Here is a 24,217-nt window from a genome sequence, read left to right on the forward strand (position 1 = left end):
CACCACCGAGCACCACCCGGCACCATCCCGATGCCCCGTCATCGGTCGGACCACGGTCCGCACCGACGGCGGGGCATCGGGCGTTTCCGCGCCACTGCACTTAATCTGTGAGCATGTCGAGCCTCACGAATCCCCGCGGACCGGAGCGGCCCGCCGTCTACTGGCGACGCAGGTTGATCGTGTTCGGTGTCCTGCTCGCCGTCATCGTCCTGGTCATCGTGCTCATCGTCCGGCTCGCGTCGGGTCCGGGCACCGAGAACACCGCCGCGACGCCGACCCCGACGCCCACCGCGACCCCCGCGCCGACGGCTGCGCCGGAAGCGTCGACGACCGCACCGATCGATGAGGCCGCGACGACCGACCCCGGTTCGGCGGCCGCGTGCACGGCCGACCAGATCCGCGTCGAGGCGGTCGTGAACGGGACGAGTTTCGCGGCGGACGAACTCCCGCAGCTCTCGCTCAGTGTGACGAACACCGGTTCGGCCGCGTGCACGATGAACGCCGGCACGAGCCAGCAGGTGTTCACCGTTTCGAGCGGTGAGGAGCCGTACTGGACGTCGACCGACTGCCAGACCGCACCGAGTGACCAGCAGGTGCTCCTCGAGCCGGGGAAGACGGTCTCGTCGAACCCGCCGATCACCTGGGACCGCACGCGGTCGGCGCCCGACACCTGCGACCAGCCGCGCGACCCGGTGCCCGCCGGCGGTGCCTCCTACCACCTGAACACGTCGATCGGTGGGTTCGCCTCCGCCGACAGCGCGCAGTTCCTGCTCAACTGACGGAACCTGCTCGCCGAGCCGCCCCGGTCACTGAGCCCCCCCCGGTCACTGAGCCTGTCGAAGTGCTCGACCCGCAGCCCCGCACCAGCCTGCGACAATGGACGCATGGCGAAGCAGAAGCGACCCGAGTTCCGTTCCGAGCCTTTGGCCGCGGCCCTCGCCGCCGGCGACATGGTGGCCGTGGCCCTCGCCCTGCGGAACGGGCGGTTCGTCGTCCCGCTCATGAAGCCGGGTAACCCCGACAAGCCGACCGAGACCGGTGAGGTCTGGATGTTCCGTCAGCCCGAGACCGCGAGGCTCGCGCTGCTCCTCTTCTCCGATGCGAAGAACAAGCCGGCCGCTCTGCCGCCCTACGTCGGCCTGCACGACGGCACCTGGCTGGCGAGCTTCCTCCGCACCTACGGCGACGACATCGAGACGGTGCTCTTCGACGTCGCCGGTCCGCACTCGCTGCAGGCCTCGCCGGAGGAACTGCTGCGGGTCCTCGAGCTCGAGGCGCCGGCCGCCGAATAGCCCGACCCCGACCGCAAGTCCCGCTCTCTGCGTCGTCCGCGGTTCACAACTCCTGCACGTCGTCCTCCGAACCCCGGCAGGTCCCGTTCTGGGGCCCTGCGGGACCAGTCCGCAGGAGTTGTGAGCAGTACGCCCCCGGGCCTGGTTCGTGGACCAGGTGCGCGGGTGCGCTCAGAAGGCCGCGTCGAGCTCGCGTTCGCGTCGGGCGGGCTGTACTGCCTCGGCTGCGGTCTTCGCGATGCCCAGCACCGACTTGAGGTCGTTGCTGACGTCGGAGTTGAGCAGCAGCCTGTAGCCGAGGCGGTTGCCCTCCGAGCCGCGCTGCTTCGCGACGCTCACCGGGCGCACTTCGCCGCTGAGGCTGATCTCGCCGTAGGCCGCGAGGTCGCGGGGAAGGGCGAGGTCGCGGATGACCGAGACCAGGGCGAGGGCGATCGCGAGGTCGGCTGCCGGTTCGCTGATCTTCACGCCGCCGACGGTGGAGATGTAGACGTCGTGGTCGGTGAGGTCGTAGGAGTAGCGGCCGTGCAGCACCGCGAGGATCATCGCGACGCGGGAGGGGTCGACGCCGTTGGTGACGCGACGGGGGTTCGGTGCCTGCGTCTTGTTGATGAGCGCCTGGACCTCGACGGGCAGGGCGCGTCGGCCTTCCATGACGATGGTGACGCAGGTGCCGGCCACGGGTTCGTTCTGGCTGAGGAAGAGGGCGCTGGGGTCGGGGACCTCGGCGATGCCGTCGCCGGCCATCTCGAAGCAGCCGACCTCGTCGGTGGCGCCGAAGCGGTTCTTCTGCGCGCGGAGGAAGCGGAGCGCGGTGTGGCGGTCGCCTTCGAACTGACACACGACGTCGACGAGGTGCTCGAGGAGCCGGGGGCCGGCGATCGAGCCGTCTTTCGTGACGTGGCCGACGAGGAGGATCGGGAGGTCGCGTTCCTTGGCGATACGGGTGAGCACGGCGGAGACTTCGCGGACCTGGCCGGGTTGCCCGGCGAGGCCGTCGGACTGCGAGGAGGACACGGTCTGGACGGAGTCGACGATGAGGAGCTTGGGCTGCACCTGGTCGATGTGGCCGAGGATGGTGGCGAGGTCGGTCTCGGAGGCGAGGTAGAGGTCGTCGTGGAGTGCCCCGGTGCGTTCGGCGCGGAGGCGGACCTGGCCGACCGACTCCTCGGCGCTGACGTAGAGGACGCGGGCGCCGGTCTTCGCCGCTCGGGACGCGACCTCGAGCAGCAGGGTCGACTTGCCGACGCCCGGCTCGCCGGAGAGGAGGATCGCGGCGCCGGGGACGATGCCGCCGCCGAGCACCCGGTCGAACTCGGCGATGCCGCTCGACCAGCGTGGTGCCTCGTCGGCACTTGCCTGGGTGATGGGGCGTGCGGCGCGTTCGTCCGTGGCGCGGATCGGGGTCAGCTTGCCGAGGACGCCGGTGGGAGCCGAGGCTTCGACGACCGTGCCCCACTGCTGGCACTCACCGCATCGGCCGGCCCACTTGGCGGTGGTCCAGCCGCATTCGGTGCAGCGGAATGCGGGGGAGGGTGCCTTGGCCATGCGGCCAGCCTAAGCGCGGCCGCCGACACCGCCGGCCCTCCGCGCCGCCTGTGGATGACCGGCATCGCTCAATTCGCGTCGGCGCTCGTCTTCTATTACACTCGACCCCGGTACCGTGTCCGAGCGGCCGAAGGTGCAACTCTCGAAAAGTTGTGTGCTTGAAAGAGCACCGTGGGTTCAAATCCCACCGGTACCGCCATAGAAAACCCCTGGTTGTCCAGGGGTTTTCTGTATTTCTGGCTGTGGCGTGGTGCGAGCGTCATGCAGGTCTTCGGACAAGTGTGCCGATCAAGGTTCATTCGGCGGGGTTCGAACGGGGTCAGATCCGACCTCGCATGACGGCTCAGGTGTCGAGGATGTACGAAGCTTGAGAAGCGCACTCGGGTGAGTCATCGACTCGCCTCCGCAGCAGCCTTCGTGAGCGCGTGCCCCGCGAGGAGCATGATGACGAGAGCGATCGCTGTCAGCGTCGATGCGATCCAGATCGGAGCGAGTAAGCCCGGCCCGGTCGCGAGCCCGAACGCGCCAAGCACGGGCCCCGCGGCAGCTCCGATGTTCAATGCTGCGGTTGCGTACGAACCGCCCATCGTTGGCGCACCCGACGCCGCATACAGCACACGAGTGATCACGGTGCTACCCACGCCGAACGACAGGAAGCCCTGAACGAAGACGAGGATGATAAGCGCGACGGGATGCGACGCGACCAATGCCAATGCGATCCAGCCTGTCAGCAGCAGCGGACTGCCGACCGCAAGCACGACGCCGGGGCGTCGATCCGACAGTCGCCCTGCAATCGTGACGCCAAGGAACGATCCCATGCCGAACATCACCAGCGCGACGGACACCCACCCACCAGCCATCCCCGCGGTCTCGGTCACGACGGGTGCGAGGAAAGTGAATGCCGCGAAGGTCCCTCCGTTGATCACCGCTCCAAGTGCCATGGCCAGGATGAGCCGCGGCTGTGCCAACTGGCTGAGCTCGGCATGAAGCCGTGGCGAGGAAGCGCTTGAATCGGTCTGACCGGCGTTATTCGTGATCCCTCGGATGACTCCGCAGACCGCCGGAATACAGAGGATTGCGATCGCCCAGAACGTCGTTCGCCAGCCCAGCGCTGTGCCGAGCAAAGACCCCGCGGGGACACCCGCGACGGTTGCGATCGTCGTGCCGGAGAGCAGGATCGACAGTGCCCGCCCCTTCTGGTTCGCTGGCACGAGGGTAGTTGCCGCGCTCAGTGCTACGGCGAGGAATCCTGCGTTTGCAAGAGCGCTGAGCACCCGGGTGATGAGGAGGAGCGAGAACACGGGTGTCATCGCTCCGACCACGTGACTTCCCGCGAACACGAGAAGGCAGACGATCAACGTGAGCCGCGGTGGCCAGCGGCGAGCGAACGCCGCCATTACTGGCGCGCCGATGACCATACCGACCGCGAAGGCCGAGGTCAGCAGGCCGGCCGTGCCGACCGAGACGTCAAGCTCGGTCGCGATCGCGGGGAGCAATCCCGCGAGCATGAATTCTGAGGTGCCCATGACGAAAACCGCCAGAGCAAGCATGTAGAGAGCAAAAGGCATCGAGTACTCCGAGGTGAGAGATCAAGAAATGGTTCTTCTTGTCACCACGGCCAGTACCCCGGGCACGCCAGAAATACGCGCACACCGATCGTGGGCGTCGCAACTACTGGTTCACGGGGCTGGCGGTGTGACCGACAACCCCTGGCCTGTCTGACTCGGGACTCGACATGTCCCAAACTCTACAGCGCTCAACTGCGCGTGGCGTGGAGCGATCGGTCCCCCTCGGTCCGGCGTCATCCGACCGCGCGTGAGCTGATCTTGAGACGGCGACGCGTCAGCAAAGTCCAATCGGACCCGGGTCCTCACGGCAGCGGATCGCATGCGCCGTGGTGCATTTCTGGTGCAGATCTCCCCGTGGACGGGTGCGTGTACCTGTGAGGCGACGCTGGCATTTGCGCTGATCTGGCGGGGCTTTTCGCAAGGGCGCGATGGTTTCGTGACGGCGCAAATGGAACTGAATCCCATCGGTACCGCCACGATGAGGCCCCGTGCATCCCCGAGCAACACCGGGACGGAGGGGGCTTTTCGGTGCAGGCCCGGCGTCATCCGCTAGGGCGCGTCCCGCCGATAGTCGCCGCGCACGACCCAGACGTCGTCGCCGAACTCCTTTGCCGAGACGCTGATCGGCTGCGGGTCCCAGAGGGTCCCGGGCACTCGTCCGAACTCGACGAGGTAGGTGTCCTCGAACGCGACACGCGCTTCACCGATCGGTGGTCGCACGGTGAAGAGAGACCAGCAACCGCCGTTGCCGGCGTTCGTGCATTCGTTCCGCACGCGAAGCAGTTCGGTGCCCTCCGGGAATTGCATAGCCTCACTCGGCGGCACCGCGGTGCCGCCGAACCGTTCGAAGTCGAGCGCCAGGAGGCGTAGCGGATAGACGTGCATGGCGACGTCCAGAACAAGAGCCATGGTGATGATGAGCGCCGTCGACCAGGCACGACGACGTGCCCTACCCTGCATAGTTCCCCCGCCCCCGGGTCCAGCCGAAGCTTCGACCGTACCAGGGGCCGGACCGGTGCTCGGTAGAGTCGAATATGGCTACCTTCGATGAGGAACGTGACCGAAGCGCGCATCTGCCGACGGGAGAAGCGGCGCCTCCGAGCCCACCAGGAGAGCCCGAGCCGCCGTTTCAGGCGATCTTCCCGAATCTGGACCGCGTGTCCCGAGACTCGTTGCGGAAGGGCACGTTCAGTCGCCGCCGAATCATCCGCGCAGCGATCGGGTTTCTGATCGTCGTCATCACGATTGTCGTCATCGTCTGGCTGACCCGGCCGAGCGGCTAGCCCAGTCTGAGGGTTCTCAGGCCTGCAGCCGGAACGGTTTCGTTGTTGTGGGCAAGGAATGCCTGCGTCCTCGCTACACCCTCCCAATGGTGTTCACGGCTATCCAGATGATCAAGGCGATGAGGATCAGGCCAGCGACACTGCCGATGATCTTCGTCGACAATGGACGCTTGTTTGAAGGGGCATTCATGAGCGGATCTTAGCCACCGCCTCGCGAGCAGCGGCCTACCGTGCTCGGCGCGGACGGTTGGCGTGGGAAGCCGCGCAGATCCGATGAAACACCCGGAATGAAAGACCTCGCGGGGCGGTAACCGCCGCAGAACTGAAAGACACGGATTCCCAGCGAAGCCCAGGGACACCTCACCTGAGGTTCAGAACGCCGTCGCACAGTGATTCCATGACCAGATCACGCGCCCTCGTCGTCCCCCTCGTCCGCACCGCCGCCGTCCTCGCCGGCGTCTCACTGCTCGCGGGGTGCCAGGCCACCTCGGCAGCCGTGCCCGATCCGTCGTCCTCGGTCTCGACAGCGCGGAAGGGAAGTGCCGACGGCGGCTCGACGGGCGACCGCAGCGACTCGAAGACCGAGCAGAAGAACCTCGCCGCCGTGCTCAAGCTCTATACGGACGCCTTCCCCGACCCCGCCTCCTCGAAGGCGGTTGCCACGACCGACAAGCTGGTCGCGGCCGACGCCGTCGCGCACGGTTCCGGGCAGAAGTCTGGTCCGAGCGGCGTCCTCGCCGAGTTCACCGCCGACCGGACGCGGGTCCCCGGGGCGCAGGCGGTCGTCAAGCACACCGCGGCTGACGGCGACCTCGTCGCCGTGCACTACCAGGTCGCCTCCGACCCGGCCGATGAACGAACAGGCGAGGCCGCTGTCGACCTGTTCCGGGTGCGGGACGGCGCCGTCGTGGAGCGCTGGGCGTTCGATCAGCCGATCGCGACCGGGACGCCGGCGAGTGGGAACACCAACACGATGTTCAGCGACCTCTACAGCCCGGCGAAGCCCGCGGTCGCGCCGTCGGAGTCGCAGGAGGAGCAGAACCGGACGTTCGCGGTGAGCGCGTACAACACGCTGTTCCGCGACCAGGACGTCTCCATCCTCGACAAAGCGTTCGACCCTGCCTACCTCCAGCACAACCCGGTCGCACCGAACGGCACGGCAGCGCTCAAGTCCTTCTTCTCGGGTTCCGCGACCTTCCCGCCGCAGGAGTCGGTCATCTCGCTGAGCGACGGCGACCTCGTGTGGACGTTCTCGCAGAGCGTCGGCGCGAAGGCGGACGACCCCGTTCTGGCAGCGGACATCTTCCGCGTCGACGACAAGCTCATCCGCGAGCACTGGGACGTCGTGCCGGCCGCCGGGTGATTGTCGGGCCTCCAAGCTGCGCGCTCATTAGGCTCTGGGGATGACTCAGGACTTCGCAACGCTGAATGCCCACGCGATGGAGGTCGCCGCCGCCTACGACGATCTCAGCACGAAGCGGATCGGACGCCCGTGGACGAACCAGGAGGTCGCCCTCGGCTTCGTCGGCGACGTCGGTGACCTCGCCAAGATCGTGATGACGCTCGAAGGGACGCGTCGCATCGACGGCATCGGACTCGAACAGCTCGAGCACGAACTGTGTGATGCCATCTGGTCCTGTCTCGTGCTCGCCGACCGGTTCGGCATCGACATCGGCGAGGCGTTCCCCCGTCAGATGCAGCACTTGGTGCGGCACGTGTCCGAGCTCCGGGCCGACGAAGCGAGCACTGACTCCGCGACGCCCGCTGGCTAGAATCGCGACATGAGCGACGACAGCACGGCCAGCACCGACGACGGCGAGTCCTTCGGCGTCGAGCCCGGCACCTACCGGCACTTCAAGGGTGCGCGCTACGAGGTCATCGGCGTCGGACGCCACAGCGAGACCGAGGAGCCGTACGTCTTCTACCGGACGACCACGACCCCGCCGACGTCGTGGGTGCGACCGCTCGCGATGTTCGTCGAGCCCGTCTCGCGCGACGGCTACGAGGGACCGCGATTCGCCCGCGTCGAGGACGACGACGACTGACCACGGAGGAGCACCGCATGAGCGACACCGATCACACCCAACCCGAACCGGCCGACGAGCGCGACCTGTTGGTCGAGCGCATCATCCACGCGCCGCGATCGGCCGTCTGGGCGGCGTGGACCGACCCCGCGACGCTCGGTCAGTGGTGGGTGCCGTCGCCGGCGGTGTGTCGGGTCGTCGAGTTCGAGTTGCGACCCGGCGGGTCCTTCCGCACCGAGTTCAGCGAGGACGGCGTCGACTTCGTGCCGCAGATCACCGGATGCGTGCTGGAGGTCGTTCCGGAGCAGCGTCTCGTCTGGACGACGGCGCTGACCGCAGGCTGGCGGCCAGCCGAGCAGCCGTTCATCACCGCCGTGATCGACCTCGCCGACCACCCCGACGGCACCCGCTACCGAGCGACCGCGCTCCACAGCGGGGTCGCCCAGCGCGACGAACACCTCGAACTCGGCTTCCACGCCGGCTGGGGGATTGTCACGGAACAACTCGCCGCGCTGGTGGAGCAGCGCTGAGCAAGCCCTCCACTCACGCCGTCTCCGGATCGGTCGCAGTGCTGGGTTCTGGCGTCAGCATCATGCCGCCCGGCGTGTAGGAGGAGTCGAGCAGGGCGCGCACCCACGCCTGGTTGACCGACGGCTCCGGCTGCGCGAACCGGAACTGCAACGGGACGTCGCTCGTGATCCAGAGACTCACCCGCCCGCCGCCGTCCACAGCCCCCTTCGTCCATTCGACGAAGAAGGACTCCCGACGACGCAGCTTGTTGCCGATCGCCGCCCTGAGGTGGGCGAGCACGCGGTCGTCGAAGTCGTAGTGACTTCCGGCACCGTAGATGAGAACCCCCATGCAGTGATTGTGCCGCATCGGCCCCGCCGCACCGCTCGGCGACGCCCCGCCACTCCACGTAAACTCGTGGGATGCCGAGTCCGACCCCCGCACCCGCACCCTTCGCCCTTCGCCCGGCGCTCATCCCGGGCATCATGGGTGCGGTCGCGCTCATGCTCGGGCTCGCACTGCTCGAACTCGACGCCTTCACGATCGTGCTGTTCGTGGTGAGCATCCTCGCGCTCATCATGGCCGTGTTCGCCTGGCAGGCCAAGCAGCCGCTCTGGATGATCCCGACGCTGCTCGTCGCGATCGTGTGGAACCCGGTCCTCCCGCTCCCGTTCAGCGGCATCCCTTGGATCATCGCGCAGTTCCTCGGCGCGGTCGTGCTCGTCTCGGTCGGCATCCTGCTCGAGAACAAGCACGCCGCCCCGCCCGCCTGACCGGAAATGTTTCGGGAACGCCTGCGGGTCGCCCCGGCTCTGGCAAGCTTGCGCTCATGACGCTTGAACGCAACTGGGCCGGCACGCACACCTTCGCAGCGCCGCGGATCGTGAACGCCACGTCGATCGACGAGGTCCGCGCACTCGTCGCGGAGGCCGCCAGGACGGGCACGCGCGTCCGCGCCCTCGGCACCCGACACTCGTTCACCGACCTCGCCGACTCCGACGGCACGCTCATCACGGTGCTCGACATCCCCGCCGACCCGGTGTTCGACGAGGCCGCCGGCTCGGTGACGATCGGAGCCGGGACCCGCTACGGGATCGCCGCCGCCTGGCTCGCCGAACAGGGCCTCGCCTTCCACAACATGGGCTCGCTCCCGCACATCTCCATCGGCGGCGCGATCGCGACCGGCACCCACGGATCCGGCAACGACAACGGCATCCTGTCCTCAGCGGTGAGCGGCCTCGAGTACGTCGACGCCACGGGCGAGCTCGTCCACGTCCGTCGTGGGGACCCCGGTTTCGACGGACTCGTCGTCGGGCTCGGCGCGTACGGCATCGTGGTGCGCGTGACGGTCGACGTGCAGCCCGCCTACCGCGTGCGTCAGGACGTCTACCGCGACGTCCCGTGGGACGCCGTCCTCGCCGACTTCGAGGGCGTCACCGGCGGCGCCTACAGCGTCAGCATCTTCACGAACTGGCTCGGCGACACCGTCGAGCAGATCTGGTGGAAGACCCGCCTGGCCGCCGGTGACGACGAGCTGCCCGTGGTCCCGGAGTCGTGGCTCGGCGTGCAGCGGGACTCCCTGACCGCCGGCAACCTCGTCGAGACGGACCCCGACAACCTCACGCTGCAGGGTGGTGTCCCCGGCGACTGGTGGGAGCGGCTGCCGCACTTCCGGCTCGAGTCGACGCCGAGCAACGGTGACGAGATCCAGACCGAGTACTTCATCGACCGCGCCGACGGACCCGCCGCGATCACGGCCCTGCGTGCGCTCGGCGACCGCATCGCTCCGCTGCTGCTCGTGACCGAACTGCGCACGGCAGCGCCCGACAAGCTCTGGCTGAGCGGTGCGTACCACCGGGAGATGCTCGCCGTGCACTTCACGTGGCGCAATCTGCCCGAGGAGGTCCGGGCGGTGCTGCCCGCGATCGAGGAGGCGCTCGCGCCCTTCGGTGCCCGCCCGCACTGGGGCAAGCTCAACCTCCTGACCGCCGAGCGCATCGCCGAGGTCGTGCCGCGGCTGGCCGACGCGCGGGACCTCTTCGAGGAGTTGGACCCGGCAGGCACCTTCTCGAACGCACACCTGGAGCGCATCGGGGTCCGTCTGCCCCGGTAGCGGGTGCCGATGGCTCGGGTGCCAGCGCGGTGCGCTGGCGCGAGCGCTGGGGAACCGGCGTGGGCGCGGGGCACACGCGTGAGCGCGGGCCTCCGGAGACCCGCGCCCACGCGTCAGACCCGCGGTGACGTCAGCGCACCGCGCTGGCGCAACCCGGGAGGTCAGTCCTCGACTCGGATGCCGAACTGCTCGGCGAACATCGCCGCGAGCTCGCCGACCTGGAACGGAGTCATCGTCGCGCCCCGCAGATGCTCGATGCCGGCGATGCGCCGGAGCTCGAGCGTCCGGAGGTCGACGTCGGTGAGCCTCGCCCGCGTGACGTCGAGACTGTTGAGGGTGCAGTCGACGAACCGCACCCGGGTGGCCGTCGCATCGGCGAGGTCCAGTTCGTCGATCGTGCAGTCCTCGAACAGGACGTCCTGCAGGACAGCACCTCGCAGGTTGACGAACCCGAGCTTGCACCCGGTGACCCGCACCGACTGCCAGTTCGCGTCGTAGCAGTCGGCGGAACCGACCCGGGAGCCCTCCAGCTCGACGTCGCGCAGCCGAATCCGAGGGGCGAGGAGGATGGGCGCGTCCCATCGTTCGAGCCGGGTGTCGAGGAACGACGCCGCCCGGAAGTCGGTCTGGTCGGCTCGAATGCCGGTGAGCAAGGACTCAGAGATCGTGATGCCCGAGAGGTCGCGGTGCGACAGGTCGAGGTCGGCGAACCGCAGGCCTTCGACGCTGTCGTGCGCGTCGAGGGCGCCCTCGTCGCCGTCGGTCAATCCGATGAGACGGACGGGGTCGAGCCGTGGTGCCGTCGTTCCGGTGCGTTTCGCCATGCCGTGTTCTCCCGATGCCCGTGCGTGATGGGGTGATCCGGCCAGCCTAGGGGCGGCCGCCGACGGGCTTCCGAGCCACCGCTCAGCTCGCTGTGAACCGACCGGGGAGGAATGGCAGGAGTGGAGCGCGGTAGACGAGCGACGTGTCGACGCCGGCGGTCAAGGTGGTCCGGGCCGCGCCGTACCGCCAGACCCGGTTGAACAGGAAGACCTCGAAGGAGACGTCCGTCCCGCCGACCTGCCAGCTCCCCGTGCCCCACTGCGCCGGCTGGCCGCGCCCGTCGAACACCACCGTCGGACGCTGGAGGGCGCCGTACCAGGGACGTCGGAGTGTCACTTCGACGCGATGCTGCGTCGGCGACGGGTCCTGGGTGACTTCGCTGCTCATCGGCCCAGCCTAGGGCGAGCGGCGGCGTTCCCGTGGTGCCGGTGCCGGCGGGACGCGCTTCGCCGCGATGACGTCGGCGTCGGCGATCACGACCGGTCCGCGCTTGGTCTCGACCGTGCAGCCCGTGTCCGACCGCTCGACGAGCTCGCCGAGGGCGTCGGTCGCACCCGCCTCGGCGCCTTCGGGCAGCGCGAACCGCACGACGACCCGCGAACCGAGCGGTGCCTCCCGGAGGAAGCGGACGGCGTCCGGACCGATCATCGCCTGGACCTCGACCACGACCGCGCGTCGAAGCTCACCAGGAGCTCGGGCGGTAGTCCTTGAGGAAGACGCCGAAGAGGTTCTCGCCGGCCTCACCGCGGACGATCGGGTCGTACACTCGCGCCGCGCCGTCGACGAGGTCGAGCGGGGCGTGGAAGCCCTCCTCCGCCAGTCGCACCTTGGTCGGGTGCGGGCGCTCGTCGGTGATCCAGCCGGTGTCGACGCTCGTCATCAGGATGCCGTCGGTCTCGAACATCTCCCGCGCGCTCGTCCGGGTGAGCATGTTCAGCGCGGCCTTCGCCATGTTCGTGTGCGGGTGGCCCGGGCCCTTGTACCCGCGACCGAAGACGCCCTCCATCGCGGAGACGTTGACCACGTAGGTGCGCGGGAAGTCGGATGCGGCCATCGAGGCACGCAGGCGACTGATGAGGATGAACGGGGCGGTGGCGTTCGCCAGCTGGACCTCGAGCATCTCGATGGGCTCGACCTGGTCGACGTTCTGCACCCAGCTGTTGCTGTGGTCGACGTCGGGCACGAGTCCACCGGCGTCGATCGCGGTACCGGCGGCGAGGCGTTCGAGCGAGGACGACCCGGCCGTCATGGCCGCCTCGGTGAGGGCGTCGGCCTTGGCGGCCGCAGCGGCGAGGATCGGGTGCGCGGACACCGACGCCGCGAGCGACAGCGGGTGTGCGTCGTTCGTGTGGCCGAAGGTGACGAGCTCGGGCAGCGGGCCGTCGGGCAGCGGGGCGAGCTCCGCGTCGACGAGCGGCTGGTACGCGCCCTTCGTGCGGCGGACCGTCTGCGCGGCGTTGTTGATGAGGATGTCGAGCGGACCCTGCTCAGCCACGGAGTCCGCGAGGGCGATGACCTGGGCCGGGTCGCGGAGGTCGATGCCGACGACGCGCAGGCGGTGCAGCCAGTCGGCGCTGTCAGGGAGCGCGCTGAAGCGTCGGACGGCGTCGCGTGGGAACCGCGTCGTGATGGTGGTGTGTGCACCGTCGCGCAGGAGTCGCAGCGCGATGTACATGCCGATCTTCGCGCGGCCACCCGTGAGGAGGGCGCGCTTGCCGGTGAGGTCGGTGCGGGCGTCGCGCTTCGCGTGGCTCATCGCCGCGCACTGCGGGCAGAGCTGGTGGTAGAACGCGTCGACCGTCGTGTACGGCTGCTTGCAGATGTAGCAGTTGCGCGGCACCAGCAGCTCGCCGGCGGTCGGAGCCGTCGTGGTGGTGGCGAGCGGAATGCCCCGCGTCTCGTCGTCGATGCGGTCGGGGGCGCCCGTCGCGGTGGCGGCGATCACGGCGCGGTCGGCGTCGGCGATCCGGGCCCGACGGTCGAGTCGGCGCTCCTTCTTGACCGCCTTGAACATCTTGGCGGTGGCGCGGCGCACCTGGAGGTAGTCGGGGTGCTCCTCGTCCATCGTCGCCATGGTCTGGAGGACGCGCAGTGTGACCTCGAGATCGGTGGGATCGATGCCCGCGTCGTCGCCGGGAGCGTGGTTCGCAGGCTCGTCGTGGGGGAGAGAGGTCATTGCTTCATTCTACGAGCCGCCGGACGTGCCTCGGGCGGTGCTGTGGTCAGCGCGGGGCGCTGGACCGACCGCGACCCACAGGTGTGGAGGGGCGCGCTCACGTCGGAGACCCGCGCTCGCGTCAGCGCACCGCGCTGGCCCGAGGGAAGGGTGTCCGTCGTGCGTGAGACCATGGGGCGATGACTCCCGAGCCCGCACCACTGGTCGACGTGGCCGACCTCGTCCGGCTCGTCGGGCGGGTGGCGTTCGACCGCGGCCGGGTCTACGCGAGGGACGGCCGGGTCACCGCCGCCGACTGGGACCCCGACAAGCGTCGGCTCCATGGGATCGTCGAAGGCTCCACCGACGTGCCGTACGCCTGCATCGTCGACCTCGGTGACGACACCGGCGGGTTCGCTCGGATCGAAGGCAGCGCGTGCTCCTGCCCGCTCCGCGGTGACTGCAAGCACATCGTCGCCACCCTGCTGCACAGCAACGCGGCCCACCTCCGGGCCGAAGGTCGCTCCGACCGGTGGGTGGCCCCACAACGGCCGCCTTCGGGGAAGGAGGCGTCCTGGCGTTCCGACCGGCGTTGGACCGCGCCCATCAACGACCCCGCGCTCGACGAACCGGCCGAGCACCAGCCGATGTACGCCCTCGACGAGCTCGACGACCTCCCTGACGCCTGGCGTCCGGAGGCGGAACGGCGAGCAGCGCGGTGGAACCCGAGCCCGCAGACGCCGACGGCGCCGCCCAGCTGGCGGAACCGACTCGACTCCCTCGCGGGCGACGCCGGTCGCGCCACGGCACCGACGGCCATGGGCCTGCAGTTCGAGGTCCGCGAGAGCATCCCGCGCACCGCCGAACGCTGGCGCGGACCGACCTCCCGCACTGCCGACGGCCCGCCCGAGCCGCGGCATCCCCGCCGGATCGCCGTCCGACCCGTGGTCAGGAAGGCCGGCGGCGGCTTCGTGAAGTCGACGATCTCGTGGACCTCGTTCACGCACCAGGGCCACCGGCTGTCGCTCGATCCGGCGCACCAGCAGTGGTTCACGCAGTTCCAGGCGCTCCTGCGTGCCACCCGTCCGCCGGCCGGTGCCTACGCCGGTGACTCGGACTGGCTCGTCCTCGACGACTTCGGCAGCCCCGTCCTCTGGCATCTGTTCGAGGAGGCGGCCCAACTCGGGATCGAACTCGTCGGCACGCGCAAGGGCACGGTCACCCTCGGCACCACAGCCGCCATCCGGCTGGACGCCGCGCACGACGACGAGGGCGTGGTCCTCCGATCCGTCGTGACGATCGACGGCACCGACGTCGACGCCGCCACGAGCGGAGCCCTCGGCGACCACGGGCTCTACCACTACACGCTCGAACCCCAGCAGGCGCTCGTGCTCGCACCCCTCGCCGAACCGCTGACGGACGAGGCCCGCGGACTCCTCGGGCCAGGCGAGCCCGTCGTGGTCCCCGAAGCCGAGGTGGCGGAGTTCCTCGAGCACTACGTCCCACGACTCCGCCGCAGCATCTCGCTGAGTTCGACGGACGGCACCGTCGCCCTCCCCGAGATCGTGCCACCGGTGCTCGTGCTCGCGGCCTCGTTCGAACCGAAGCAGACCCTTCGCCTCGCCTGGTTCTGGCAGTACGCCCCGGCCCAGCGCGTCCCGATCGGTGGCGGCACCCCGGCGCTTGCCGCAGGGCGACCACTCGTGTCCACGGTGCCGAACGGCGCGCCGACTGACGCCGCCACCGGAGCTGCCGCAGCGGAGGTCCTCCGCGACGAACGCGCGGAACGGGCCATCCTCGACCGGGTCGGTGCCGCCATCGCCGCCGCAGCGGAACCGGAACGCCGCGCGCTCGCCGCCGGCTCGTTCGACGAGCTCACGACCCCGGGCGTCTGGCCGCCCAGGCCGCAGGTCCTGACGGAGTTCGACGCGGCACTCGTCACCGAGCGCACCCTGCCCGTCCTCGAATCGCTCGACGACGTCCTCGTCGAGGTGTCCGGCGACCGCCCTGAGTACCGGGAGCTCACCGGCACACCTCACATCTCGGTCACCACGGTGGAGACGGAGCAGCGCGACTGGTTCGACCTCGGGATCGTCATCCACATCGGCGAGTACAGCGTCCCCTTCGAGCCCCTCTTCAAGGCCCTCTCGAAGGGGCGCACGAAGCTGCTCATGGTCGACCACACCTACCTCTCGCTCGAGCATCCCGCCTTCGACCGCCTGCGCGAACTGCTCACCGAGGCGGCCGCGCTCAAGGAGTGGGAGACGAAGCCGAGCATCAGCCGCTACCAGGCGAGCCTCTGGGCCGACTTCGAAGACCTCGCCGACGAGACCGAGCAGGCCGTCTCCTGGCGCGAGGCCGCAGCCGGACTCAACGCGATCGAAGCGGTCCCCGACACCCCCTTGCCGTCGGGGCTCCACGCCGACCTCCGGCCCTACCAGGTCGAGGGCTTCCGCTGGCTCGCGTTCCTCTGGCAGCACGGACTCGGCGGCATCCTGGCCGACGACATGGGCCTCGGCAAGACGCTCCAGACGCTCGCCCTCGTCGCCCACGCGCGCGAGACCACCGGGTCCACGGCACCACCGTTCCTCGTGGTCGCCCCGACGTCGGTCGTCTCCAACTGGGTCGCCGAGGCCACGCGCTTCGTGCCCGGCCTCGTCGTCCGCAGCATCACGGCCACGCAGGCGAAGGGCAGCGCGTCGATCGCGGACCTCGCGGCGGGCGCCGACATCGTGGTCACGAGCTATGCGCTGTTCCGGCTCGACGCAGCGGCGTACCAGGCGGTCGAGTGGTCGGGGCTCATCCTCGACGAGGCGCAGTTCGTGAAGAACCACCGCGCCAAGCTGCACGAGTGCGCCGTCGACCTCCGGGCACCGTTCAAGCTCGCGATCACCGGCACGCCCATCGAGAACACCCTCATGGAGCTGTGGTCGCTGCTGTCGATCGTCGCGCCGGGCCTGTTCGCGTCAGCGCCACGCTTCACCGAGCACTACGTCAAGCCGATCGGCAAGGGGCTCGACTCCAGTCGGCTGCAGACCCTGCGCCGACGCATCCGACCGCTGCTCATGCGCCGGACGAAGGAGATGGTCGCGCCCGAACTGCCGCCGAAGCAGGAACAGGTGCTGCGCATCGAGCTCGCACCGGCCCACCGCAAGCTCTACGACCTCGTCCTCCAACGCGAACGGCAGAAGCTCCTCGGACTCGTCGACGACCTCGACCGCAACCGGTTCATCGTGTTCCGCTCGCTCACGCTCCTCCGCATGCTCAGCCTCGACGCGAGTCTCATCGACGCCGAGGAGCACGCGGGCATCCCCTCGAGCAAGCTCGACGCACTCCTCGAACAGCTCGACGACGTCGTCGCCGAGGGGCACCGGGCGCTCATCTTCAGCCAGTTCACGAGCTTCCTCGGCACCGCCGCTCGTCGGCTCGAGGAGCAGGGCATCGCGTACGAGTACCTCGACGGGTCCACCCGTCGTCGGGGTGAGGTCATCGACCGTTTCCGCACCGGTGACGCCCCCGTGTTCCTCATCAGCCTGAAGGCCGGCGGGTTCGGCCTCAACCTCACCGAGGCTGACTACGTCTTCCTGCTCGACCCGTGGTGGAACCCGGCAGCAGAGGCGCAGGCCATCGACCGCACGCACCGCATCGGCCAGACGGAGAACGTCATGGTCTACCGACTGGTCGCCGCCGACACGATCGAGGAGAAGGTGATGGCGCTCCAGGCGAAGAAGTCGGAGCTCTTCGCCGCGGTCCTCGACGACGACGCGGTCTTCAGCCAGGCGCTCACCGCGGAGGACATCCGGGGCCTGCTCGAATAGCTTCCCGGCACCCGCGACAGCCGTCGGGATGGGGTCGGTCGAGCGACCGATAGCCTGATCGCTATGGAACTCGGGGTGTATGCGGTCGTCGGCATCGCGGTGATCGTCGCCGTCGCGGCCTTCTCCCGCAAGCTCGGCGTCGCCGCGCCGATCATCCTCGTGATCGTCGGTGTCGGGCTCTCGTACCTCCCGGGCGTCCCGGAGATCGAGGTCGAACCGGAACTCGTGCTCGACGTCGTCCTGCCGCCGATCCTCTACGCCGCGGCGATCAGCGTCCCGATCATGGACTTCCGCCGGAACCTCGCCACCATCACGAGTCTGTCCGTCGTGCTCGTCATCGTCACCGCCTTCGGTGCCGGCTTCCTCCTCTTCAGCCTCCTGCCCGACCTCAACCTCGCCGCCGCCATCGCCCTCGGCGCGATCATCAGCCCGCCCGACGCGGTCGCGGCGACCTCCATCGGACGCCGTCTCGGCCTCCCGCCCCGCCTCCTGACCGTGCTCGAGGGCGAGGGGCTCGTGAACGACGCGACCGCGCTCGTGCTCCTCCGATCGGCGAGCGCTGCGGCGGCCGGCGGCATGCTCACGCCGTGGGCGACGGTCGGCGACTTCGTCTACGCGGTCGTGCTTGCGATCATCGTCGGTTTCATCGCCGGGTACGTCACCGTCTGGCTGCGGTCGAAGCTCAACGACTCCGTCCTCGACACCGCGATCTCCATCGCCGTCCCCTTCGTGGCGTTCATGCCGACCGAGGCGCTCGGTGGGTCCGGCGTGCTGGCCGTCGTCATCGCCGGCCTGTACACGGGGCACGCGAGCTCGGCCGCGTTCTCGGCCCAGGCGCGGATCAGCGACCGCATCAACTGGCGGACCATCCAGTTCCTGCTCGAGAACGCCGTGTTCCTCCTCATCGGACTCGAGATCCGGACGCTCATCGGCGCCGTCGACGCCGAGATCCTGTCCGTCGAGGAGTCCATCGGGATCGGTCTCGTCGCGACGGCCGCGCTCATCGCGCTGCGGTTCCTGTGGGTGGGTCCGCTGGTGCTCGGGCTCCGTGCACGAGAACGCTGGGCCGAGCGGCAGACCCTGCAACGGTGGCTGTCGATGGGGTACTCGGAACGGTTCCCGAGACAGAACCGCCGATGGCATCGACGGCGGCGTCGGGAGCGCGCCTACGAGCGGCAGCGCGCCGACCTCGAGCAGCTGCGGCTGGAGCAGATCGACTGGCGGGGTGGCGTCATCCTCAGCTGGTCGGGCATGCGCGGCGTCGTGACGCTCGCCGCGGCACAGTCACTGCCGCAGAGCACCCCGTACCGCGAGCAGCTCGTCCTCATCGCCTTCACGGTCGCCGTCGTGACGCTCGTCGTCCAGGGCGGCACACTGCCGTGGCTCATCCGGCTGCTCAAGGTGCAGGGGATCGACGAGTCCGAGGACCGTCGACAGCTCGCGACCCTGCTCGACGAGATCAGCTACGCGGGCATCAGTGTGCTGGAGGACCCGGCCTCGGCGGTCGGCATCGAGGAGGAGATCGACCCCGATCTGCTCGAACGCGTCCGGCAGTCGACGTTCCTGCGGGCGGAAGCCGCCTGGGAACGCTCGCGCGAGTCGGTCTCGCCGAGTGAGACGCACGCCGAGACACCGCACCGGCTCTACCGCCAGCTGCGCCTCGCCGTCGTGCAGGCCGAGCGTGAGCGGCTCCTCGACGCCCGGGCGCGCGGTGCGTACCCGTCGCGCATCCTCGCCGAGGCGCAGACGATGCTCGACATCGAGGAGACGCGCCTGCGGCCGCCTCGTGCCGACCACTAGGGCTGCTTGACCGTTCTCAGGAGTCCTCCGGTGCGCCGCCCGACAGACGGATCGACACGCCGACGAACTCCTGAGAAAGGGTCGTTGCGGTCAGGAACTCGGGCCGGGGTTGGTGATGTTGGCGACGCACTCCGCCTCGCGCCGACGGCTGAAGCTGCTTGACCGTTCTCAGGAGTCCTCCGGCGCGCCGCCCGGGAAACGGACCGACGCGCCGGCGAACTCCTGAGAAAGGGTCGTTGCGGTCAGGAACTTGGGCCGGGGTTGGTGATGTTCGCGACGCGCTCCGCCTCGCGCTCGGCCGCAGCGTCGCGTTCGGTCTCCGAACCGGGGTTCGTGATGTCGGCCTCGCCGCTCGCCGCGGGGTCGTCGGCGGCGACGTGCGGGCCGGGGTTCGTCGTGGAGGCCACGCGCTCGGCCGCCGCGTCGTCGACGGCCTCGTCGTGTGGACCCGGGTTGTTGATGTCGGCGTTCTGGTCACTCATGGGGTGCTCCTTCCGAGATCCGCCTGGGCGGTCTCCGTCTCGCGCATCGTCGCGCTGATCCGCTCTCACGGTAGGTCCGTGGGCGGGTGGCTGCAAGGGGTGGCGCCGGCCGATCAGTCGCGGGCGGCGAAGGCGTCGACGCCGGTGAGTTCGGCGGAGAGCGCCCAGAGGCGGGCCGCCTCCTCCGGATCGGTCGCGTGGTCGGCGACACCGGAGGCCGGGGAGACCGCGGTCTCGGCCGGGCCGGCGATGTCGCAGTCCTCGCAGAACACCCCGCCGAGGCCGTCGAGCGACGGCGAGGTCGCGGCCCAGACCTCGGTTGCGGCACCCTGCTCGGGCGACTTGAACCCCGAGACGAGGAGGTTGCCGTCGGCGTCGACCCAGCCGAGCGCCATCATCTCCTCGCGGGGCAGGTGCCGCTGTAGCGGCGTGAGGATGCCACCGGGGTGGACGGAGAACGCGCGGACGCCCTCCTCGGCACCGAGCGTGTCGAGCTGGAGGGCGAAGAGCGCGTTGGCGGTCTTCGCCTGCCCGTAGGCCTCCCACTTGTCGTAGCCGTGCTCGAACTGGACGTCGTCCCAGCGGATCCCCGAGCGCTTGTGGCCGCTGGAGGACAACGCGACGACCCGCGAGGAGCCGCACTTGACGATGGCGGGCCAGAGGCGGTTGACGAGGGCGAAGTGGCCGAGGTGGTTCGTCGCGAACTGGAGTTCCCAGCCGGGGCCGACGCGCGTCTCGGGAGCCGCCATGACGCCGGCGTTCGTGATGACGAGGTCGATGCCCCGGCCCGTGGCGAGGAAACGGTCGGCGAACGCCGCGACGCTCGCGAGGTCGGCCAGGTCGAGCTCGTCGACCTCCACGCCGTCGATGCCGGCGAGCTCCTCGCGAGCGGTCTCCGGGCGCCGCGCGGGGACGATGACGTGGGCGCCCGCGCCGACCAGGGCACGGACGGCCTCGCGGCCGATACCGGAGTAGCCGCCGGTGACGATGGCGAGCTTGCCGGTGAGGTCGATGCCCTGGAGCACCTCCGCCGCGGTGCTCGAGTGGCCGAAGCCGGAACCGATGGGGTGCTGCGGGGTGCGCGTGCGATTGGTCATGCCCTCACGCTACGACTCCGGGGAGGGCGGCGGAACCGGAAGGACCTGGGAAGATGTGCAGCCCTCGTCGGCCCGTGGTCGTCGTCGCCCGCACCACCTGGTCTCAGCGGGTGGACAGCACACGCACGGATGGGAGCGGGTGGCCGTGCAGCAGCGCACGGACCTCCTGCAGGCGGCGACGCACGCCCCACATCGTGACCTTCTTGAGCGACTCGGAGACGATGCCGCCGCTCATCTTCGACTCGCCAGACACCCGTTCGGTGAAGACGATGGGCGTCTCCACGACCCGGAGCCCGCGCTGCAGCGCCCGCCAGAGGAGGTCGACCTGGAAGCAGTACCCCTGCGACGCGACGTCGGCGAGGTCGATCCGGCGCAGCGCCTCGCTGCGGAACGCGCGGAACCCGCCGGTCGCGTCGGCGACACCGATCCCGAGGGCGAGTCGCGTGTAGAGGTTGCCGCCGCGACTCAGCGCGAGCCGATGCGCGGGCCAGTTCTCGACGACGCCACCCGGGACCCAGCGCGAGCCGAGCGCGAGGTCGTGGTCGTCGAGGAGTCCGATCAGGCGGGGCAGGTCCTCGGGGTGGTGGGAGCCGTCCGCGTCCATCTCGACGATGACCTCGTAGCCGCGCGCGAGCGCCCAGGCGAAGCCCGCGAGGTACGCCCCGCCGAGCCCGTCCTTCACGGCCCGGTGGAACACGTGCACCTGCGGGTGCTGCGCGGCGAGCTGCTCGGCGAGGAACCCGGTGCCGTCGGGGGAGGAGTCGTCCACGACGAGGATGTCGACCCCGGCGACGGCGAGCGTGCGGTTCACGATCGGCTGCAGGTTGTCGAGTTCGTTGTAGGTGGGGATGACGACGAGGGAGCGGTTCACGTCGGTTCCTTTCGGGTCGTTGGGAGTGGTTCGGAGCGGGGCGGCCCCTCGACAGGAGCGAGGGGTGGGGAGCGGCGCTACGGGGTCGTACTGACGAGCGAGGCGAAGACGACGTAGTTGTTCGCGTAGGTGTTCGCGGCGTCGTCGAAGGGCCCGTTGCAGGTGATGAGCCGGAGCTGCGCGTCGGGCGTCGGTCCGTAGACCTCCTCGGTGGGGAAGGTCTTCTTCTCGACGTCGATGGCGCGGTCCACCGCGTAGGTGGCGGTCGAGCCGTCGGACATCGTGACCGTCACCTGGTCGCCCGCCACGAGCTGCTTGAGGTGGACGAACACCGCCTCACGGAGGGTCGTGTCGAGGTGACCGGCGATGACCGCGGGCCCCACCTGGCCGGGCAGGACGCCGGCGCGGTACCACCCGGCGTCCTCCCACTCGACCGGCGGCAGGAGGACACCGGACGCATCGCGCTCGAGCGGTTCGACCGCCGCGTCGACCCCGATCGACGGGATCTGCACCCGGCTCACGCTCAGTGCGCTGACATCGGCGGCCGGCGCCTGGGCGACCGGGTCCTGCTTCGCACCGGCGGCGCCACGGTCGGTCGCCTCCGAGGAGGTGATGGGCCCGTCGGCGGCGTTCGGCGAGGTCGGCGTCTGCCCGGTGTGCGTCGTGGCGCAGCCCGAGAGGGCGAGCGCCGTGAGGAGTGCTCCGGCCGCGGCGAGCGTGCCGATCGTCCGGCGGTGTGCGCGGATCATGAGGTGGCTCCTTCGGTGAGCGGCGGGCACCCGTCCAGCTCACCGGTCGTGAGCATCATGGGCGCGAGGGCTGCCCAGGCGGCGCCGAAGTAACTCGGCACCTCCTGCGCGAGTTCGTCGGCGGCACGGAGGTCGTCAGCCGACTCCGGCAGGTTGCCGACGGCTGCGCGCGCGGCTGCTCGGGCCTGGAGGGCGAGCGGGTGCACGTCCGAGGTCAGTGGTGATCCGCCGAGGTCGGTCTCCGCCCGCAGCTCCTTCGACCGCGCGAGGGTCGAGGCGAGGCGGGCGGCCGTCGCCTGGTCGGCGGTGTCGCAGGACTCGGCGTAGCGGATCGGGAGTCGGGCCGCGTCGTAGCCGTAGCGGACGCTCTGCCCGGTCCCTGCCGCACCCGGCATGGCGTCGACGGTGCCGTCGGCGTGCACCTGGGCCCAGTCGGGCGGGAGCGGGCTCTCGTCGAGCAGGGTGGTCGTGACCGCTGCGGAACCCGCCTGCAGTTCGGCCCACCGCGGGTCACCCGTCGCCGCGCCCAGCACCGAGAAGGCGACGGGGGAGGCGTAGGACGGGTTGTACGCGTAGGGCTCGGTCGCTGCGGCCCAGACGCCGGGCAGGAGGATCCGGCCCGCGGCGGTCTCGGCGGTCATGCGGTCCGCGATCACACCGGCAAGCGTGACGCCGGCCTCGGTGAACCGCGGTTCGTCGAAGCGGGTACCGGCGATGACGAGCGCGCGGGCGGCGTCGAGGTCCGCATCGCTTGCGGGTTCGTCGTCGACGACCTCACCGTCGCTCCACCGCCAGGCGAGCAGCCCGTCGGGGCGCTGCAGGTGCTGCTCGGTCCAGTCCCAGATCTCGGTGAAGGACTGCTCGTCCCCGACCCCGGCCGCGACGAGTAGTCCGTAGGCCTGCCCTTCGCTGACCGTGTCGTCGCCCTGGTCCCGGCGCACGACGCGGCCATCGTCGACCCAGTTGGCGAGGAACGCGTCGGCGGCCTCCGTGGTGGTCCGGTCCGTGACCGTCGAGGTCGGGCCAGGCTGACCGTCGGCGTCGGCGGAGCCGGGGGACGCCGCGGTCGGACCCTGGAGGAGGTTCGCCGGGAACCCGGTCGCCAGCGAGGCGATCACGGCGGTCGCGGTGACCGCGGCGACCGCGGTCGCGGCGATGCCGATCGTCTTCTTGGCGCTCATGGTCAGCTCACCGCCGTCCCGAGGTCGCGCACGAGCCGGGCGAGCTTCGCGTCGAGGTCGTCGAGGACGGACCCGAGCGTCGACGACTCCTTGGCGAGTCCTCCGCCACCGGTCTCCACCGGACCCTCGGGAGCGTCACCCGCCGCTGAGCTGTCGAGGACGGGCATGAGGGTGACGCCACCTGCGGCGTTGTCGAGCACGAAGAGCGTGCTCACGGTGCCCGGCGCGAGGTTCACAGAGGCTTCCGCCGCCTGCTTGCCGCCGGTCAGCTCGAGATCCCACGGGCCGGCGGGGACGCTCGCGTAGTCGGTCGCCGTGCCGGTGGTGGCGCCCTTCGCGATGGGCATGCCGGTCGAGGTGCTGACGTCGACGCTCTTCACATCGGTCGACGCCTGGATCAGCCGGATGCGCGCCGCACCCTCGGCCGGACCGGTGAGGTCGTCCTCGAACACCTTCGTCTGCAGGTCCTTGTTGGGACCGTAGGCGGCGACGGTGGCCGCTTCCCCGGCCGTGATGGTCACGTTGGTGCTGATGACCGGCTTCGTGCTGTCGGGAGCCCCGGCGGGCACCATCGACACCACGTAGGTGCCGGCGGCGAGGTCGGTGTAGGGGGAGACCTGGCCGTAGGCGACGTCGTCGAGTTCGAACACGGTCGCGCCGCCGGAGAGTGCCGACAGCTTCACGTCGACGGTCTTGGTGTCGGCCGAGAGGTGGCCGACACGGATCCAGCCGGAGCCTGCGGCATCGGTGGTGGCGGCGCTCGCGGCGGTGGTGCCGAAGCCGATGAGTGCTGCCGTCGCGACGGCGGCGAGGCCGCTGAGGGCGAGTCGCCTCGTGGTGGTGGTTCGCATGGTGGAACTCCTGTTCTTCGGGTGGTTCGGGGGTTCGGATGGCCCGGGCG

Annotated in this window: 26 protein-coding genes and 1 tRNA gene; 12 read left to right on the forward strand and 15 right to left on the reverse strand. The window is 69.9% G+C overall.

The features are described from left to right. Window positions 1-113: 113 nt before the first annotated feature. Together EAO79_RS08795 and EAO79_RS08800 are read left to right on the forward strand one after the other, a co-directional pair. Window positions 114-779 (forward strand): hypothetical protein, encoded by a 666-nt coding sequence (locus EAO79_RS08795; RefSeq protein WP_124768751.1) that lies wholly within the window; start codon window positions 114-116, stop codon window positions 777-779. A 105-nt stretch (window positions 780-884) separates the two neighbouring features. Then, the gene (locus EAO79_RS08800; protein ID WP_079705172.1) at window positions 885-1,292 is read left to right on the forward strand and encodes an SseB family protein; all 408 of its coding nucleotides are present in this window, start codon (window positions 885-887) and stop codon (window positions 1,290-1,292) included. 171 nt (window positions 1,293-1,463) lie between these two features. Here EAO79_RS08800 and radA read toward each other — a convergent pair whose 3' ends face one another. Continuing rightward, window positions 1,464-2,840: a DNA repair protein RadA gene (gene radA, locus EAO79_RS08805; protein WP_124768752.1), complete on the reverse strand. Its 1,377-nt coding sequence runs from the start codon at window positions 2,838-2,840 to the stop codon at window positions 1,464-1,466. Between the two features lie 109 nt (window positions 2,841-2,949). Between radA and EAO79_RS08810 the strand changes: the two genes are divergently transcribed. Further along, a tRNA-Ser gene (locus EAO79_RS08810) sits at window positions 2,950-3,039 on the forward strand. A 190-nt stretch (window positions 3,040-3,229) separates the two neighbouring features. On the opposite strand, the gene EAO79_RS08815 is transcribed toward EAO79_RS08810, so the two are convergent. The 3 genes from EAO79_RS08815 to EAO79_RS08825 form a co-directional block, all read right to left on the reverse strand. Beyond that, window positions 3,230-4,408: a Cmx/CmrA family chloramphenicol efflux MFS transporter gene (locus tag EAO79_RS08815; protein ID WP_124768753.1), complete on the reverse strand. Its 1,179-nt coding sequence runs from the start codon at window positions 4,406-4,408 to the stop codon at window positions 3,230-3,232. A 21-nt stretch (window positions 4,409-4,429) separates the two neighbouring features. After that, entirely contained in the window at window positions 4,430-4,483 is a 54-nt protein-coding gene (locus EAO79_RS19545; RefSeq protein WP_124770126.1) for a chloramphenicol resistance leader peptide, read from the reverse strand. 474 nt (window positions 4,484-4,957) lie between these two features. Continuing rightward, on the reverse strand, window positions 4,958-5,317 hold the full coding sequence (locus tag EAO79_RS08825; RefSeq protein ID WP_124768754.1) for a hypothetical protein: 360 nt from the start codon (window positions 5,315-5,317) through the stop codon (window positions 4,958-4,960). A gap of 125 nt (window positions 5,318-5,442) precedes the next feature. Here EAO79_RS08825 and EAO79_RS08830 point away from each other — a divergent pair, with 125 nt between their 5' ends. The 5 genes from EAO79_RS08830 (at window position 5,443) to EAO79_RS08850 (ending at window position 8,245) form a co-directional block, all read left to right on the forward strand. Beyond that, on the forward strand, window positions 5,443-5,691 hold the full coding sequence (locus tag EAO79_RS08830) for a hypothetical protein (RefSeq protein WP_124768755.1): 249 nt from the start codon (window positions 5,443-5,445) through the stop codon (window positions 5,689-5,691). A 397-nt stretch (window positions 5,692-6,088) separates the two neighbouring features. Beyond that, window positions 6,089-7,054, forward strand: coding sequence for a nuclear transport factor 2 family protein (locus tag EAO79_RS08835; protein WP_124768756.1), 966 nt, complete (start codon window positions 6,089-6,091; stop codon window positions 7,052-7,054). Window positions 7,055-7,094: 40 nt separating this feature from the next. Beyond that, entirely contained in the window at window positions 7,095-7,463 is a 369-nt protein-coding gene (locus tag EAO79_RS08840) for a nucleotide pyrophosphohydrolase (RefSeq protein WP_206428311.1), read from the forward strand. 9 nt (window positions 7,464-7,472) lie between these two features. Next, window positions 7,473-7,736: a DUF1653 domain-containing protein gene (locus EAO79_RS08845; protein ID WP_124768757.1), complete on the forward strand. Its 264-nt coding sequence runs from the start codon at window positions 7,473-7,475 to the stop codon at window positions 7,734-7,736. Window positions 7,737-7,753: 17 nt separating this feature from the next. After that, window positions 7,754-8,245, forward strand: coding sequence for an SRPBCC family protein (locus EAO79_RS08850; RefSeq protein WP_124768758.1), 492 nt, complete (start codon window positions 7,754-7,756; stop codon window positions 8,243-8,245). 13 nt (window positions 8,246-8,258) lie between these two features. Here EAO79_RS08850 and EAO79_RS08855 read toward each other — a convergent pair whose 3' ends face one another. Next, a complete protein-coding gene (locus tag EAO79_RS08855; protein ID WP_124768759.1) occupies window positions 8,259-8,576 on the reverse strand; it encodes a hypothetical protein in 318 nt (105 codons plus the stop codon). A 71-nt stretch (window positions 8,577-8,647) separates the two neighbouring features. Here EAO79_RS08855 and EAO79_RS08860 point away from each other — a divergent pair, with 71 nt between their 5' ends. Both EAO79_RS08860 and EAO79_RS08865 read left to right on the forward strand, forming a co-directional pair. Next, window positions 8,648-8,998, forward strand: coding sequence for a DUF6804 family protein (locus tag EAO79_RS08860; RefSeq protein ID WP_124768760.1), 351 nt, complete (start codon window positions 8,648-8,650; stop codon window positions 8,996-8,998). 56 nt (window positions 8,999-9,054) lie between these two features. After that, window positions 9,055-10,338, forward strand: a complete 1,284-nt coding sequence (locus EAO79_RS08865; RefSeq protein WP_124768761.1) for an FAD-binding protein — start codon at window positions 9,055-9,057, stop codon at window positions 10,336-10,338. Between the two features lie 161 nt (window positions 10,339-10,499). Here the strand turns inward: EAO79_RS08865 and EAO79_RS08870 are convergent, their stop codons facing one another. The 4 genes from EAO79_RS08870 to EAO79_RS08885 form a co-directional block, all read right to left on the reverse strand. Next, window positions 10,500-11,162, reverse strand: a complete 663-nt coding sequence (locus EAO79_RS08870; RefSeq protein ID WP_124768762.1) for a pentapeptide repeat-containing protein — start codon at window positions 11,160-11,162, stop codon at window positions 10,500-10,502. An 82-nt stretch (window positions 11,163-11,244) separates the two neighbouring features. After that, the gene (locus tag EAO79_RS08875; protein WP_124768763.1) at window positions 11,245-11,550 is read right to left on the reverse strand and encodes a hypothetical protein; all 306 of its coding nucleotides are present in this window, start codon (window positions 11,548-11,550) and stop codon (window positions 11,245-11,247) included. A gap of 9 nt (window positions 11,551-11,559) precedes the next feature. Next, window positions 11,560-11,829: a hypothetical protein gene (locus tag EAO79_RS08880; protein WP_241161026.1), complete on the reverse strand. Its 270-nt coding sequence runs from the start codon at window positions 11,827-11,829 to the stop codon at window positions 11,560-11,562. Between the two features lie 16 nt (window positions 11,830-11,845). Beyond that, the gene (locus EAO79_RS08885) at window positions 11,846-13,339 is read right to left on the reverse strand and encodes an SDR family NAD(P)-dependent oxidoreductase (protein ID WP_064294305.1); all 1,494 of its coding nucleotides are present in this window, start codon (window positions 13,337-13,339) and stop codon (window positions 11,846-11,848) included. Window positions 13,340-13,518: 179 nt separating this feature from the next. Here EAO79_RS08885 and EAO79_RS08890 point away from each other — a divergent pair, with 179 nt between their 5' ends. Together EAO79_RS08890 and EAO79_RS08895 are read left to right on the forward strand one after the other, a co-directional pair. Beyond that, a complete protein-coding gene (locus EAO79_RS08890) occupies window positions 13,519-17,136 on the forward strand; it encodes a DEAD/DEAH box helicase (protein ID WP_124768764.1) in 3,618 nt (1,205 codons plus the stop codon). A 63-nt stretch (window positions 17,137-17,199) separates the two neighbouring features. Next, window positions 17,200-18,936, forward strand: coding sequence for a sodium:proton antiporter (locus tag EAO79_RS08895; protein WP_079705195.1), 1,737 nt, complete (start codon window positions 17,200-17,202; stop codon window positions 18,934-18,936). Window positions 18,937-19,178: 242 nt separating this feature from the next. Here EAO79_RS08895 and EAO79_RS08900 read toward each other — a convergent pair whose 3' ends face one another. The 6 genes from EAO79_RS08900 to EAO79_RS08925 all read right to left on the reverse strand — a co-directional run bounded on the left by EAO79_RS08900 (window position 19,179) and on the right by EAO79_RS08925 (window position 24,167). Then, window positions 19,179-19,418: a hypothetical protein gene (locus tag EAO79_RS08900; RefSeq protein ID WP_086474520.1), complete on the reverse strand. Its 240-nt coding sequence runs from the start codon at window positions 19,416-19,418 to the stop codon at window positions 19,179-19,181. A 113-nt stretch (window positions 19,419-19,531) separates the two neighbouring features. Further along, complete coding sequence (locus tag EAO79_RS08905; RefSeq protein ID WP_124768765.1) at window positions 19,532-20,515, reverse strand: SDR family NAD(P)-dependent oxidoreductase; 984 nt, start codon at window positions 20,513-20,515, stop codon at window positions 19,532-19,534. A 103-nt stretch (window positions 20,516-20,618) separates the two neighbouring features. Continuing rightward, complete coding sequence (locus EAO79_RS08910; RefSeq protein WP_079705198.1) at window positions 20,619-21,386, reverse strand: polyprenol monophosphomannose synthase; 768 nt, start codon at window positions 21,384-21,386, stop codon at window positions 20,619-20,621. A 77-nt stretch (window positions 21,387-21,463) separates the two neighbouring features. After that, window positions 21,464-22,135, reverse strand: coding sequence for a class F sortase (locus tag EAO79_RS08915; RefSeq protein ID WP_124768766.1), 672 nt, complete (start codon window positions 22,133-22,135; stop codon window positions 21,464-21,466). After that, window positions 22,132-23,316 (reverse strand): glycosyl hydrolase family 8, encoded by a 1,185-nt coding sequence (locus tag EAO79_RS08920; protein WP_124768767.1) that lies wholly within the window; start codon window positions 23,314-23,316, stop codon window positions 22,132-22,134. The genes EAO79_RS08915 and EAO79_RS08920 overlap by 4 nt, the downstream gene beginning before the upstream one ends. 2 nt (window positions 23,317-23,318) lie before the next feature. Next, window positions 23,319-24,167 carry a DUF4397 domain-containing protein gene (locus tag EAO79_RS08925; protein ID WP_124768768.1) on the reverse strand — a complete coding sequence of 283 codons (849 nt, stop codon included), beginning with the start codon at window positions 24,165-24,167 and terminating at the stop codon, window positions 23,319-23,321. Between the last annotated feature and the right edge of the window lie 50 nt (window positions 24,168-24,217).

Source organism: Plantibacter sp. PA-3-X8 (assembly GCF_003856975.1).
Taxonomy (GTDB): domain Bacteria; phylum Actinomycetota; class Actinomycetes; order Actinomycetales; family Microbacteriaceae; genus Plantibacter; species Plantibacter auratus.

Bases quoted from the DNA above. Each gene is read 5' to 3' on its own strand.
- EAO79_RS08895 (WP_079705195.1), top strand. From the start codon at position 17,200: ATGGAACTCGGGGTGTATGCGGTCGTCGGCATCGCGGTGATCGTCGCC.
- EAO79_RS08845 (WP_124768757.1), top strand. From the start codon at position 7,473: ATGAGCGACGACAGCACGGCCAGCACCGACGACGGCGAGTCCTTCGGC.
- EAO79_RS08815 (WP_124768753.1), bottom strand. From the start codon at position 4,408: ATGCCTTTTGCTCTCTACATGCTTGCTCTGGCGGTTTTCGTCATGGGC.
- EAO79_RS08800 (WP_079705172.1), top strand. From the start codon at position 885: ATGGCGAAGCAGAAGCGACCCGAGTTCCGTTCCGAGCCTTTGGCCGCG.
- EAO79_RS08875 (WP_124768763.1), bottom strand. From the start codon at position 11,550: ATGAGCAGCGAAGTCACCCAGGACCCGTCGCCGACGCAGCATCGCGTC.
- EAO79_RS08885 (WP_064294305.1), bottom strand. From the start codon at position 13,339: ATGACCTCTCTCCCCCACGACGAGCCTGCGAACCACGCTCCCGGCGAC.
- EAO79_RS08865 (WP_124768761.1), top strand. From the start codon at position 9,055: ATGACGCTTGAACGCAACTGGGCCGGCACGCACACCTTCGCAGCGCCG.
- EAO79_RS08795 (WP_124768751.1), top strand. From the start codon at position 114: ATGTCGAGCCTCACGAATCCCCGCGGACCGGAGCGGCCCGCCGTCTAC.
- EAO79_RS08855 (WP_124768759.1), bottom strand. From the start codon at position 8,576: ATGGGGGTTCTCATCTACGGTGCCGGAAGTCACTACGACTTCGACGAC.
- EAO79_RS08825 (WP_124768754.1), bottom strand. From the start codon at position 5,317: ATGGCTCTTGTTCTGGACGTCGCCATGCACGTCTATCCGCTACGCCTC.
- EAO79_RS08925 (WP_124768768.1), bottom strand. From the start codon at position 24,167: ATGCGAACCACCACCACGAGGCGACTCGCCCTCAGCGGCCTCGCCGCC.
- EAO79_RS08870 (WP_124768762.1), bottom strand. From the start codon at position 11,162: ATGGCGAAACGCACCGGAACGACGGCACCACGGCTCGACCCCGTCCGT.
- EAO79_RS08850 (WP_124768758.1), top strand. From the start codon at position 7,754: ATGAGCGACACCGATCACACCCAACCCGAACCGGCCGACGAGCGCGAC.
- EAO79_RS08905 (WP_124768765.1), bottom strand. From the start codon at position 20,515: ATGACCAATCGCACGCGCACCCCGCAGCACCCCATCGGTTCCGGCTTC.
- EAO79_RS08900 (WP_086474520.1), bottom strand. From the start codon at position 19,418: ATGAGTGACCAGAACGCCGACATCAACAACCCGGGTCCACACGACGAG.
- EAO79_RS08840 (WP_206428311.1), top strand. From the start codon at position 7,095: ATGACTCAGGACTTCGCAACGCTGAATGCCCACGCGATGGAGGTCGCC.
- EAO79_RS08835 (WP_124768756.1), top strand. From the start codon at position 6,089: ATGACCAGATCACGCGCCCTCGTCGTCCCCCTCGTCCGCACCGCCGCC.
- EAO79_RS08915 (WP_124768766.1), bottom strand. From the start codon at position 22,135: ATGATCCGCGCACACCGCCGGACGATCGGCACGCTCGCCGCGGCCGGA.
- EAO79_RS08830 (WP_124768755.1), top strand. From the start codon at position 5,443: ATGGCTACCTTCGATGAGGAACGTGACCGAAGCGCGCATCTGCCGACG.
- EAO79_RS08890 (WP_124768764.1), top strand. From the start codon at position 13,519: ATGACTCCCGAGCCCGCACCACTGGTCGACGTGGCCGACCTCGTCCGG.
- radA (WP_124768752.1), bottom strand. From the start codon at position 2,840: ATGGCCAAGGCACCCTCCCCCGCATTCCGCTGCACCGAATGCGGCTGG.
- EAO79_RS08860 (WP_124768760.1), top strand. From the start codon at position 8,648: ATGCCGAGTCCGACCCCCGCACCCGCACCCTTCGCCCTTCGCCCGGCG.
- EAO79_RS08920 (WP_124768767.1), bottom strand. From the start codon at position 23,316: ATGAGCGCCAAGAAGACGATCGGCATCGCCGCGACCGCGGTCGCCGCG.